The sequence below is a fragment of the Kitasatospora sp. NPDC059827 genome, from assembly GCF_042731675.1.
In the GTDB taxonomy this organism is placed as follows: Bacteria; Actinomycetota; Actinomycetes; order Streptomycetales; family Streptomycetaceae; genus Kitasatospora.
Genome location: NZ_JBHWIV010000010.1, coordinates 1 through 12,290 on the forward strand (window position 1 = coordinate 1; position 12,290 = coordinate 12,290).

The window sequence follows — 12,290 nt, forward strand, 5'->3', positions numbered from 1 at the left end:
CCCGCGAGATTTACCAGGTCCTGACCACGCCCGGCACCTCACACGTCACCGCCGAGCAGCTCACCACCGCTGCTTGACATCCATAAGAGCATCCCACCCCCACCCCCTCACCGAAGATCGGAACACCCCGCCATGCGCATCCCCCTGATCGCCCGCGCCGCGGCCGCCGCCACCGCCGCCGTCCTGCTCGCCGCAGGGTGCGGCAGCAGTGGCGGCACAGGCGCCGCGAACGGCTCGCACGGGCTGAACCCGCCGAAGCTGCCGATGCTCCAGTCCCTGGGCGCCGGGGAGGGCCAGGTGAACCTGGTCGCCTGGGCCGGATACGCCGAGGACGGCTCGGACGACAAGAGCGTCGACTGGGTCCACCCCTTCGAGCAGCAGACCGGCTGCAAGGTCAACGCGAAGATCGCCGGGACCTCCGACGAGATGGTCTCGCTGATGAAGACCGGCCAGTACGACGCCGTGTCGGCCTCCGGCGACGCGACCCTGCGGCTGATCGCCGCCGGCGACGTCGCCCCCGTCAACACCGCCCTGGTGCAGAACTACGCGGACGTCTTCGACGGCCTCAAGAACCAGCCCTGGAACTCGGTGAACGGCCAGATGTACGGCATCCCGCACGGCCGCGGCGCCAACCTGCTGATGTACCGCACCGACAAGGTCACCCCGGCCCCCGACTCCTGGAGCGTGGTCTTCGACGGCGCCGCGCCCTACGCCGGCCACGTCACCGCCTACGACTCCCCGATCTACATCGCCGACGCCGCGCTCTACCTGATGAAGACGAAGCCGGAGCTCGGCATCACCAACCCGTACGCCCTGGACGCGAACCAACTCAAGTCGGCCGTCGACCTGTTGAAGGCCCAGCACAAGGCGATCGGCGAGTACTGGAGCGACTTCCAGAAGTCGGAGAACTCCTTCAGGACCGGGGACACCGTGGTCGGCACCAGCTGGCAGGTGATCGCCAACCTGGCCCAGGCGGACAAGGCGCCGGTCAAGGCCGTGCTGCCGAAGGAGGGCGCCACCGGCTGGTCCGACACCTGGATGGTGTCGGCCAAGGCCGCCCACCCTAACTGCGCCTACCAGTGGATGAACTGGATCGTCTCGCCGACCGCGAACGCCCAGGTCGCCCAGTGGTTCGGCGAGGCGCCGGCCAACTCCAAGGCCTGCGACCTGACCACCGACAAGGGTTTCTGCACCACCTTCCACGCCGCCGACGAGGCCTACTGGAAGGACGTGTACTACTGGACCACCCCGGTCAAGAGCTGCCTGGACGGCCGCACGGTGGCCTGCACCGACTACGCCGCCTGGACGTCCGCCTGGACCGAGATCAAGGGCTGATGACCGCGACCGGCACGACCGGCCCGGCGACCGGCCCGACCGACACGGCCGCCGCACCTGCCCCGGAACCGCAGCCGCGGCGGGGCGGCGTGCGGCGGGCCGCCTCCGTACTGCACCGGCACGCCGGGCTGCGGCTGGCGCTGCTGCTGTCCGCCCCGATGGCCTGGCTGCTGCTCGCCTACCTGGGCTCGCTGGCCGTCCTGCTGCTCTCGGCCTTCTGGGCGGTCGACGACTTCACCTATGACCTCGTCCGGGTCTGGAACACCGCCAACTTCCACACCGTCCTCACCGAGCCGGTCTACCGGACGATCGCCCTGCGCACCCTCGGCATCGCCGCCGCCGTCACCGTGATCGACGCCGTGGTGGCCTTCCCGATGGCCTTCTACATGGCCCGGATCGCCCGGCCGCGCACCCGCAAGCTGCTGGTGGTGGCGGTCCTGACGCCGCTGTGGGCCAGCTACCTGGTGAAGGCCTACGCCTGGCGGGTCATCCTCGGCCAGGGCGGCGTGCTGGACCGGCTCGGCGCCCCGTTCGGACTGTCCAGCCCGGGGTACGGCACCACGGCGGTGATCCTGGTCCTCGCCTACCTGTGGCTGCCGTACATGATCCTGCCGGTCTTCGCCGGACTGGAGAACCTGCCCGGCAACCTGCTCGACGCCTCCGCCGACCTGGGCGCCTCCGCCTGGCGGACCTTCCGCTCGGTGGTCCTCCCGCTGGTCCTGCCCTCGGTGTTCGCCGGGTCGGTGTTCACCTTCTCGCTCAGCCTGGGCGACTACATCACCGTACGGATCGTCGGCGGCAAGACCCAGGTGCTGGGCACCGCGATCGCCGACAACGTGACACTCAACCTGCCGCTGGCCGCCGCGCTGTCCTGCGTCCCGGTGGTGATGATCGTCGGCTACCTGCTCGCCGTGCGCCGCACCGGCGCCCTGGACTCGCTGTAGGGCCCGTCTTCGAACTCCCGCCTGCGGGCCGACGCTCCCCCAGCCTTCGGCCGGGAGGTACCCCCAGGGCACAAGCGCGCCTCGCCGCGTTGTCGTCGGTCGCCAATGCGCTGCATTGGGCTCCCTCCTCCGCCTTGCGATGCACGCACCCCAACGCCGCCCCGCCCGCCCTCCGGGCGAACGACGCGAGTTCGAAGACGGACCCTAGACACCCCTCGGAGGCGTACCCCCGTGATCCTCTCCCACCGCACCCGGATCGCGCTGCGCGCGGCCACCGTCCTCGGCCTCGCCGTCGTCTACCTGCCGCTGCTGCTGGTGCTGGTCAACTCGTTCAACCGGGACCGCTCCTTCGCCTGGCCGCCGACCGGGTTCACCACCGAGTGGTGGGTCCGGGCCTGGCAGTCCGAGGGCGCCCGCAGCGCCCTGGTCTCCTCGCTGCAGGCCGGGGCGGGGGCCACCCTGGTGGCGCTGGTCCTGGGCACCATGACGGCCTTCGCCGTCCAGCGGTACCGGTTCTTCGGCCGCCAGGCGGTGTCCTTCCTGGTGATCCTGCCGATCGCACTGCCCGGCATCGTCACCGGCATCGCGCTCAACGCCGCGTTCCGCACGGTGCTGGGCCCGGCCGGCATCGGCTTCGGCCTGCTCACCGTGGTGATCGGGCACGCCACCTTCTGCGTGGTGGTGGTCTTCAACAACGTCCTCGCCCGGCTGCGCCGGCTGGCCCCCTCGGCCGAGGAGGCCTCGGCGGACCTCGGCGCCCACACCTTCCAGACCTTCCGGTACGTCACCTTCCCGGCCGTGCGGTCGGCCCTGCTCGCGGGCGGCCTGCTGGCCTTCGCGCTGTCCTTCGACGAGATCGTGGTGACCACCTTCACGGCCGGCCCGGCCGTCCAGACCCTGCCGGTCTGGATCTACGCCAACCTGGCGCGCCCCAACCAGGCCCCGGTGGTGAACGTGGTGGCGGCGGTGCTGGTGCTGCTCTCCGTCGTCCCGGTGTACCTGGCCCAGCGGTTGTCCGCGGACAGCGCCGGCGGGCGGTTGTGACGCGCGGCTGTGACGGGCGCTTGTGACGGCTGGTTCCGGAAAAGCTGCAATGTTGAAACGGTGACGTTTCACCGAATGTCGAAACAGTCTTCCGAGCGATATTCAGTGAATGCGAAGGGCTGTGAATTGACTTCTCATCAGCCCCTTCACCTGCCCGAACGCCGTTCTTAATGTTTCCTTACCCGCAGCCGTTGACCACCGTTCATCAACTCTGCTTTCCTTCATGCCCAAGCAGCTGGCCCCACCGAGAGACCGTCAATTCCGGCTGTCCGGAAGATAGAACCGGATTCGGCGCTCGGTGGATTCCGCCTGCTGCTCCTTCCCCACAAAGGGATCGTTCGCGGCCCCCCGGCCGCAACGGGCGATCGGTAAGCAGAGAGGCACCCTCACCCCATGGGTCACTCCCCCAGAATGCGGCGCGCGAAGAACGCGGCGCTCACCGGCCTGGCGTCCATCGCGCTCGCCGCCGCCGGTCTCGCCGGCGCGGCCGGACCGGCCGCCGCCCAGGACATCTCCAGCTCCTCGGGCAGCGTCAACAACGAGTTCAACCCCTGGAGCCCCCAGGCCGGCCACCCGTACCGCCACGGCGCGGTGATGGGCAAGCAGCAGCAGAAGAAGTACAAGGAGTGGATGGCCGCCCACAACCAGGCGGCGGCCACCGGCCAGGAGACGCTCTCCTACGGCGGCGGCGTCGACGGCATCGGCGTGCAGAGCGGCCACTCCAAGGTCTACCTGGTCTTCTACGGCACCCAGTGGGGCACCCAGAGCACCGACGCCAACGGCAACGCCAAGTTCTCCGGCGACTCGGCCGGCGCGGCCGGTGCCACCCAGCAGATGTTCAAGGGCATCGGCACCAACGGCGAGACCTGGTCCGCCGACCTGACCCAGTGGTGCGACGGCCCCAACGTCGCCTCCGGCGCGGTCAGCTGCCCGTCGAACGCCAACTTCATCCCGTACCAGAGCGGCGGCGTGCTCTCCGGCGTCTGGTACGACAACGCGGCCGCCTCGCCCGCCTCGGCCAGCGGCAACCAGCTGGCCCAGGAGGCCGTCAAGGCCGCCGGCCACTTCGGCAACACCACGGCCGCCGCCAACCGCGACGCGTACTACATCGTCCTGTCGCCGCACGGCACCAACCCGGACGACTACCAGAACCCCACCACCGGGTACTGCGCCTGGCACGACTGGAACGGTGACACCACCCTCAACGGCGGTGCGGCCAGCTCGCCCTACGGCGACATCGCCTTCTCCAACCAGCCGTACAACGTCGACCAGGGCAGCAGCTGCGGCGTCGGCTTCGTCAACTCGCCCGGTACGCTGGACGGCTACACGATGACCCTCGGCCACGAGTGGCACGAGATGATGTCCGACCAGAACCCGGCCGGCGGCTGGACCAACCACGTCTCCGGCAGCTCGTACAACGGCCAGGAGAACTCGGACGAGTGCGCCTGGATCCAGCCCGGCTCGACCGGCGGCGCCGCCAACATCTCCTTCGGCTCCTACGGCACCTTCGCCGAGCAGGCCAGCTGGTCGAACGACACCAACTCCTGCGCCATCTCGCACGCCATCCTGAACCACGGCGGCGGCACCACCAACACCGTCACGGTGACCAACCCGGGCAACCAGTCGGGCACCGTCGGCACGGCGGCCAGCCTGCAGATCGGCGCGAGCGACTCGGCCTCCGGCCAGACCCTGACCTACTCGGCCACCGGCCTGCCCGCCGGCCTGTCGATCAACTCCTCGACCGGCCTGATCTCCGGCACCCCGACCGCCGCCGGCACCGCCAACGTGACGGTCACCGCGACCGACACCACCGGCGCCGCGGGCAGCACCACGTTCAGCTGGACCGAGTCCGGCGGCTCCGGCGGCGGCAACGCCGTCACCAACGGCGGCTTCGAGACCGGCAGCCTGAGCGGCTGGACCGCCGCCGGCACCACCTCCGCCACCACGGGCGCGGCGCACAGCGGCAGCTACGGCGCGATGGTCGGCTCCACCAACCCGACCGGGGACTCCTCCGTCGCCCAGACCTTCACCGCGCCGACCGGATCCAGCAAGCTGTCCTTCTGGTACAGCAACACCTGCGACGACACGGTGACCTACGACTGGGCCACCGCCACGTTGAAGGACAACACCACCGGCACCACCACCACGGTCCTCGCCAAGACCTGCACCACCACCGGCAGCTGGACCAACAAGACGGCCGCCGTCACCCCGGGCCACTCGTACACGCTCACCCTGAGCAACCACGACGACAACTACCCGGGTGACCCGACCTACACCTACTACGACGACGTGACCGTCTCCTGACGATCGCCTCGGCTCGACGCACCGGGGTGGGCCTCGCGCCCGCCCCGGTGCGGTATTTCCGCATTCGGGGGGATCCGATCCGGCGTCCCGCGCGTCGAACCACCACCGCTTCCACCCCGACCCGAAGGAACCCCGTGAATCTCGGCAGACCCCTCACCCTCGCCCTCGGCTGCGCCGCCGCCCTGCTGGCCCTGACCGGCTGCGGCTCCACCGGCGCGTCCGCCCCGGCGTCCCCCACGGCCCTGGTCACGATCAAGCCGGCCGCCGTGACCGCCGACGAGAAGGCCAACCACACCACGGTGAAGGCGACCGTCGGGGCCACCGTCTCGGTCGAACTCCAGGGGACGTACTGGTCCGCCGCCACCAGCTCCGCCCCCGAGGTGCTCTCCCCGGTCGGCTCCCCGACCACCGCGCCGTCCCCCTCCTGCCGCCCCGGCGGCGGCTGCGGCACCGTCATCACCTCCTTCACCGCCCGCACGGCGGGCACGGCCCACCTGACCGCCTCCCGCACCGTCTGCGGCGAAGCCCTCAACTGCACGCCGAAGCAGCGCGGTTACGACGTGACCGTCGAGGTCACCGGCTGAGTCACCGGCTGAGTCCCCGGCGCGGTGCGCAGCGCCGCTGTGAGCCGGGTCACGCTTGAGCCCGCCCCTGGGGCAGGGTGGAGATTCGTCGCGGCAGCCGGACAGCGGTCCGGGCACGACGAACACCGGGGAGCACCCATGACCACCACCCACCCTGACCGGTCCGCCTACTCCGACCAGGGGCAGGACCGACCGGAACTGCGGCGGGCGATCGAGGAGCTGGCCGGCTCCGGCTTCCTCGGCGTGCAGCTGCGGGTGAGCGACGAACGGGGCAGCTGGGCCGGCAGCGCCGGAGCCCGCGAACGGGGCGGCGACGCCCCGGCGCTGACCGACGGGCACTTCCGGATCGGCAGCAGCACCAAGAGTTTCGTCGCCACCACCGTGCTGCTGCTGGTCGCCGAGGGCCGGATCGGCCTGGACACCCCCGCCGACCACTACCTGCCCGCGTTCGGGCTGGACCACCGGATCACCGTACGGATGCTGCTCCAGCACACCAGCGGCGTGTTCAGCCACACCGGCGAGCTGCTGGCGGACGGCACGGTCGAGCCCGGTGTCCCCTGGCGGGGCAAGGAGTGGGTGGACCTGCGCTTCCACACCTACCGGCCCGAGGAACTGGTCCGGCTGGCGCTGTCCCGGGCGCCGAGGTTCGCGCCGGGGGAGGGGTGGAGCTACTCCAACACCAACTACGTGCTGGCCCGGCTGGTGATCGAACGGGCCACCGGCCGGACGTTCGCCGAGGAGCTGCGGCGGCTGGTGCTGGCCCCGCTGGGGCTGACCGGCACCGTGGCGCCGGGCAGCTCGCCCGAGCTCCCCGAGCCGCACCACCACGGCTACTACCGCTACCGGGACGGCGGGCAGGAGCGCACGGTCGACGTCACCCGGCACGACCCCAGCTGGGTCGCGGCCGGCGGCGACATGATCTCGACCACCCAGGACCTGCACACCTACTTCACCGCGCTGATGGGCGGCCGACTGCTGCCCGCCGGACTACTGGCCGAGATGCGCACCCCGGAGGAGCGGGCCGGCTACGGCCTCGGCCTGTTCGCCCAGGACCTCGGCCCGGCCGGCGGCACGATCTACCACCACAACGGCGCCACCATCGGCTCGGCGGCGCTGATGTACGGCTCCGCCGACGGGAGCCGGGTCCTGACGGCCGGTCTGAACTTCGTGGACGACCCGGAGATGTCCGTGGCCGCGGGCTTCCAGCGGGCCCAACAGCTGCTGGTGGGCGCGGTGTTCGGCGGCGAGCAGGCGCCGGCCGGGCCGACCGGGTCGGCCGGCTGACCGGTCGGCGGGCTGACCGGCCGGCCGCCGGACCCGATCGCACGGGAGACTTGGCGCATGATGAACGGAGTCACGATCGGTCAGGCGGCGTCCTTCCTCGGCGTCTCGGTGAAGACGGTGCGGCACTACCACGAGCACGGGCTGGTGGCGGAGCCGCCGCGGGACGGCTCCGGCTACCGGCGGTACGGCTCGGACCAGCTGCTGCGCCTGGTGCAGGTGCGCACGCTGGCCACCGCCGGGGTCCCGCTGGCCGAGATCGGGCCGCTGCTCGACGCCGGGGCCGAGGAGTTCACCGCCGCCCTGGCCGACGTCCAGCGACGGCTGGCCGAGCGGATCGCCGAACTGGAGGAGCGCCGCGCCACGCTGCACCGGCTGGCCGAGGGCGACCGGGCCCTGCTGCCCGACCGCGCCTGCGCCGTCCTGGACCGGATGGCCGGACTCGGCTACGGCCCGGACTACGTGGCCGGGCAGCGCGAGGCGCTGGTGCTCGCCCGGGTGCTGGTGCCGGGCGGCTTCGACGCCTTCCTCGCCCAGCTCGAACGACAGCTGGACGACCCCGGGTTCGTCGACCTGGCCCAGCGGGCCTGGGAGGCCGAGGGCTGGGAGCCGGACGATCCCAGGATCGAGGAACTCGCCGACGCCATGGCCGAGCGCTACCTCGCCAACCCCGCGCTGCTGGCCGATCCGGCCGGCCTGGAGGCCTGGAGCAGGGCCGCCACCCAGTACCGGCTGATCGACCGCCACCGCGAGGACCAGACCCCGAGCGCGGCCCGGCTGACCACCCTCACCGAGGCCAGGCTCCGCTCCGCCGGGGCACCGGCGCCCCGGGTTCCCAGACGGTGAACCGCGCTTGGGCCGCCCCGACGGTGCGCCCCGCCCCGGAGGGCAACAGCCTTGCCCCCGGCGGCCGGCGGGGCTCGGCGCGGCCCCGCCGGCCGCCGTGGGGGAGCGGGCCTCAGTCGGTCGGGGCGCCGGTCTCGGTCAGCGTGCCGTCCGCCAGCCGCAGCCAGCGGTCGACGCCGATGCCGGCCAGGAAGCGTTCGTCGTGGCTCACCACCAGGAACGCCCCCTGGTAGGAGTTGAGGGCGCCCTCCAACTGCCCGACGCTGACCAGGTCGAGGTTGTTGGTCGGCTCGTCGAGCAGCAGCAGCTGGGGTGCGGGTTCGGCGCACAGCACGCAGGCCAGGGTGGCGCGCAGCCGCTCGCCGCCGGACAGTGCCCGCACCGGCAGGTGGGCGCGGGCGCCGCGGAACAGGAAGCGGGCGAGGATGTTCATCCGCTCGGCCTCGGGGCGCTCCGGCGCCGCGGCGGCGAAGTTCTCCGCCACGGTGCGGTCCTGGTCCAGCAGGTCCAGCCGCTGGGAGAGGTAGGCGACCCGGCCGTCGGCGCGCTTGACCTGGCCCTCGTCCGGGGCGAGGTCCCCGACGAGCAGGCGCAGCAGGGTGGTCTTCCCCGCGCCGTTGGCGCCGAAGAGGGCGATCCGCTCCGGGCCGCGGACGGTCAGGTCGATCCCGCCGTCGGCGAACAGCGGGCTGCCGTCGCGCCGGACCTGGAGCTGCTCGCCGATGAAGAGGTCGCGCCCGCTGGGCACCCTGGTCCCGGAGAGGTCGAGGGTGAGTCGCTGTTCCTCGCGCACGGCGCGCCCGGCCTCGTCCAGCCGGGCCTTGGCCTCGTCGACCCGGGCGGAGTGCACCTGGCCGGAGCGCCCGGCCGACTCCTGGGCGCCGCGCTTCATGTTCCCGGCGAAGATCCGGGGCAGTCCGGCGTTCTTGAGGTTGCGCGCGGCGTTGCCGGCCCGGCGTTCGGCGCGTTCCCGGGCCTGCTGCATCTCGCGCTTCTCGCGCTTGAGGTCCTGCTCGGCGTTGCGGACGTTCTTCTCGGCGACCTCCCGCTCCGCCTGGACCGCCTCCTCGTACGCGGTGAAGTCGCCTCCGTAGAGGCGCAGTTCGCGCGAGTCGAGTTCGGCGATGCGGTGCATCCGGTCGAGCAGGGCGCGGTCGTGGCTGACCAGCAGCAGGCAGCCGTTGAAGTCCTCCAACGCGTCGTACAGGCGGTGCCGGGCGCCGAGGTCGAGGTTGTTGGTGGGCTCGTCGAGCAGCAGGACGTCCGGTCGCTTCAACAGCTGGGCGGCGAGGCCGAGTCGGACGACCTGGCCGCCGCTGAGGGTGCCCAGTCGGCGGTCCAGCGGCAGCGCGCCGAGGCCGAGGCGTTCGAGCTGGGCGAGGGAGCGTTCCTCGACGTCCCAGTCGTCGCCGATGGTGGTGAAGTGCTCCTCGGCGACGTCCCCGGACTCCACCGCGTCGATGGCCCGGATCACCCCGGCCACGCCGAGCACCTCGGCGACCGTGAGGCCGGCCGTGAGCGGGAGGTCCTGGGGGAGGTAGGCGGCCGTGCCGTTGATCGTCACCGACCCGGTGGACGGGCGCAGTTGACCGGCGATCAGCTTGAGCAGCGTGCTCTTGCCCGAGCCGTTGGGCGCGACCAGGCCGGTGCGGCCGGTGCCGACGGAGAAGGAGAGGTCGTGGAAGACGGGGGTGTCGTCCGGCCAGGAGAAGGACAGCTGGGAGGCGACGACGGATGCGGAAGACGCAGAAGACGCAGAAGACATGGAGAACTACCTGGAAGTGAGCGGGCGGAGACGAGTCCGGCCCGGATGAGACAGGGGGACTGGGTACGACGATTCCGACCGCTGCACCGGGCGCCCTGCGCCCACAACGGTCAAGAAGCCCGGGACTCACCCGGAGATGTCGTCGTCACCCGCCATGTCTGCTGCACTCCTCGAAAGGGGGTAGGTCGTTCGCCAGCGTAGCAGTCCACTTCGCCCCGCGCCGTTCGTTTTTCCGGCGCGAGGCGAGGGACTCGGCGTCAGAGCCGGTCGGCGTCGACGACGGCCTGGGCGAAGGCCGTCGGCGCCTCCTGGGGGAGGTTGTGGCCGATGCCGGGCAGCGTCCGGTGCTCGTACGGGCCGGTGAACATGGCCCGGTACGAGGAGCCGTCGCCGGGGGCGGGGGTGAACGGGTCCAGCGCGGGGTCGAGGGTGACGGTCGGCACCTGGATGGTCGGCTTGCGGGCCAGCAGGTGCTCGTCGTGGTCGTAGCGGCGCTCGCCGTCGGCCAGGCTCAGCCGCCAGCGGTAGTTGTGGACCACGATCGCGGCGTAGTCGGGGTTCTCGAAGGCGGCCGCGGTGCGTTCGAAGGTGGCGTCGTCGAAGTTCCAGGTGGGGGAGGCGGTCCGCCAGACCTCCCGGGCGAGGTCGTGCCGCAGCTTCGGGTCCTGCATGGCACGTTCGCCGCGGTCGGTGGCGAAGTAGTACTGGTACCAGAAGGCGTGCTCGGTGACCGGTGCGATCGGGTTCCGCTGGGCGTCGCGGTTGGTGATGAGGTAACCGGTCACCGACACCAGGGCCTTGACCCGCTCGGGCCACAGGGCCGCCAGGATGTCGGCGGTCCGCGCGCCCCAGTCGAAGCCCGCGACCACGGCGCGGTCGATCCGGAGCGCGTCCAGCAGCGCGATGATGTCCCGGGCGATGGCCGACTGCTGGCCGTTGCGCACGGTCCGGGCGGAGCGGAAGCGGGTGCTGCCGTGGCCGCGCAGGTAGGGGACGATCACGCGGTAGCCGAGGTCGGCGAGCAGCGGGGCGACGTCCAGGTAGCTGTGGATGTCGTAGGGCCAGCCGTGCAGGCAGAGCACCACCGGCCCGTCGGCGGGCCCGAGTTCGGCGTAGCCGACGTCGAGCACGCCGGCGGTGACCTGGCGCAGCACCGGGAAGGTGGTGTGGGTGCCCGGGGTGATCGTCGGGACCACCGGGGCCGGGCCGGAGCGGCCGCGGGTGGGTGCGGGGGCGGCGCCGGCCGTGCCCGGCAGGCCGGCCAGCGCGAGGGCGGCCGCGCCGGCGCCGAGTCCGACGGTCCTGTGGAAGCTGCGCCTGTCGATCATGAGTTGCCCTCCGGAAGCTGCGGGGCCGGTACGGGAACCGGACCCGGGCGGAACGTTACTGGTCTGGACAGTGATGGAGCGGGCGACGCGGCGCATCGCCGTCGGGAAGTCCCCGGGAGGCCCGGGGAGGCCCGGGGGAGTGTGCCGGGCATTGCGTTCGGGGCGGTGACTGGTCAGTATGGTGACGTGATGCACGCCTTCCCCTGCGGGACCCTGCCCCTCGACTTCGTCGGCACGCTGCGCGCCCGGCGCAACGCCGCGCCGCTGGAGAAGCTGGCCGCCCCCGAGCAACTCGACGCCTGGTTCGTGGAGTCCGGGATGTTCGACGACGGCGCCGGTGCCGACGAGACCGACCTCGACATCGCGGTCGACCTGCGCGAGTCGATCTACGCCCTGGTGGCCGCCCGGCTGGACGGGCAGCCGATGCCGGCCCGGGCGATCGCCGAGCTGAACCGGCACGCGGCCGGACTGCCGGTGACGCTGCGCCTGCACGCCACCGGGGCGACCAGGAGCGGATCCGTCTCCCAGGGCCTCGCGGCCCTGGCCCGGGAGGCCGTCGAGATCCTCGGCGGCGACGACGCCGCACTGCTGCGGGAGTGCGCCCGGCCGGAGTGCACCCAGGTCTACCTGGACCGCTCCCGCGGCCACCGGCGTGAATGGTGCGCCATGCGGACCTGCGGCAACCGGGTCAAGGCCGCGTCCTACCGGGCCCGCCAGCACGGCGGTGCCGACGACTGACGCCCCGCCGCAGGGTCGGTCCTCCGCCCCCGCCCCGGCCGCTGCTGCGGCCACCGGGCGGGGGTTCGGCATTTCCGCGTCCGGTCGGGGGCCCGGACGCGACCCGTACCGGTGGCGTCAG

10 protein-coding genes are annotated in these 12,290 nt (G+C 72.2%); 8 read left to right on the top strand and 2 right to left on the bottom strand.

The window, feature by feature from the left end; genetic code table 11:
• The first annotated feature begins 132 nt into the window (after positions 1-132).
• From ACFV8H_RS08720 to ACFV8H_RS08750, 7 genes are all read left to right on the top strand, one after another.
• Entirely contained in the window at positions 133-1,335 is a 1,203-nt protein-coding gene (locus tag ACFV8H_RS08720; protein ID WP_380397652.1) for an ABC transporter substrate-binding protein, read from the top strand.
• Complete coding sequence (locus tag ACFV8H_RS08725; RefSeq protein WP_380397654.1) at positions 1,335-2,279, top strand: ABC transporter permease; 945 nt, start codon at positions 1,335-1,337, stop codon at positions 2,277-2,279. The genes ACFV8H_RS08720 and ACFV8H_RS08725 overlap by 1 nt, the downstream gene beginning before the upstream one ends.
• Positions 2,280-2,510: 231 nt before the next feature.
• Complete coding sequence (locus ACFV8H_RS08730; RefSeq protein WP_380397656.1) at positions 2,511-3,323, top strand: ABC transporter permease; 813 nt, start codon at positions 2,511-2,513, stop codon at positions 3,321-3,323.
• A 393-nt stretch (positions 3,324-3,716) separates the two neighbouring features.
• On the top strand, positions 3,717-5,627 hold the full coding sequence (locus tag ACFV8H_RS08735; protein WP_380397658.1) for a putative Ig domain-containing protein: 1,911 nt from the start codon (positions 3,717-3,719) through the stop codon (positions 5,625-5,627).
• Positions 5,628-5,761: 134 nt separating this feature from the next.
• Complete coding sequence (locus ACFV8H_RS08740) at positions 5,762-6,211, top strand: hypothetical protein (RefSeq protein WP_380397660.1); 450 nt, start codon at positions 5,762-5,764, stop codon at positions 6,209-6,211.
• Between the two features lie 138 nt (positions 6,212-6,349).
• Positions 6,350-7,495, top strand: a complete 1,146-nt coding sequence (locus ACFV8H_RS08745) for a serine hydrolase domain-containing protein (RefSeq protein WP_380397662.1) — start codon at positions 6,350-6,352, stop codon at positions 7,493-7,495.
• Positions 7,496-7,552: 57 nt separating this feature from the next.
• Positions 7,553-8,338 carry a MerR family transcriptional regulator gene (locus tag ACFV8H_RS08750; protein ID WP_380397664.1) on the top strand — a complete coding sequence of 262 codons (786 nt, stop codon included), beginning with the start codon at positions 7,553-7,555 and terminating at the stop codon, positions 8,336-8,338.
• A 112-nt stretch (positions 8,339-8,450) separates the two neighbouring features.
• On the opposite strand, the gene ACFV8H_RS08755 is transcribed toward ACFV8H_RS08750, so the two are convergent.
• Together ACFV8H_RS08755 and ACFV8H_RS08760 are read right to left on the bottom strand one after the other, a co-directional pair.
• On the bottom strand, positions 8,451-10,103 hold the full coding sequence (locus tag ACFV8H_RS08755; protein ID WP_380397666.1) for an ABC-F family ATP-binding cassette domain-containing protein: 1,653 nt from the start codon (positions 10,101-10,103) through the stop codon (positions 8,451-8,453).
• 257 nt (positions 10,104-10,360) lie between these two features.
• Entirely contained in the window at positions 10,361-11,431 is a 1,071-nt protein-coding gene (locus ACFV8H_RS08760) for an alpha/beta fold hydrolase (RefSeq protein WP_380397668.1), read from the bottom strand.
• 186 nt (positions 11,432-11,617) lie between these two features.
• On the opposite strand from ACFV8H_RS08760, the gene ACFV8H_RS08765 reads away from it, so the two are divergent.
• Positions 11,618-12,169: a CGNR zinc finger domain-containing protein gene (locus tag ACFV8H_RS08765; RefSeq protein WP_380397670.1), complete on the top strand. Its 552-nt coding sequence runs from the start codon at positions 11,618-11,620 to the stop codon at positions 12,167-12,169.
• Positions 12,170-12,290: the final 121 nt, after the last annotated feature.

Coding starts and splice junctions, on each gene's coding strand:
- ACFV8H_RS08760 (WP_380397668.1), bottom strand. CDS start 11,431: ATGATCGACAGGCGCAGCTTCCACAGGACCGTCGGACTCGGCGCCGGC.
- ACFV8H_RS08720 (WP_380397652.1), top strand. CDS start 133: ATGCGCATCCCCCTGATCGCCCGCGCCGCGGCCGCCGCCACCGCCGCC.
- ACFV8H_RS08745 (WP_380397662.1), top strand. CDS start 6,350: ATGACCACCACCCACCCTGACCGGTCCGCCTACTCCGACCAGGGGCAG.
- ACFV8H_RS08750 (WP_380397664.1), top strand. CDS start 7,553: ATGATGAACGGAGTCACGATCGGTCAGGCGGCGTCCTTCCTCGGCGTC.
- ACFV8H_RS08725 (WP_380397654.1), top strand. CDS start 1,335: ATGACCGCGACCGGCACGACCGGCCCGGCGACCGGCCCGACCGACACG.
- ACFV8H_RS08735 (WP_380397658.1), top strand. CDS start 3,717: ATGGGTCACTCCCCCAGAATGCGGCGCGCGAAGAACGCGGCGCTCACC.
- ACFV8H_RS08755 (WP_380397666.1), bottom strand. CDS start 10,103: ATGTCTTCTGCGTCTTCTGCGTCTTCCGCATCCGTCGTCGCCTCCCAG.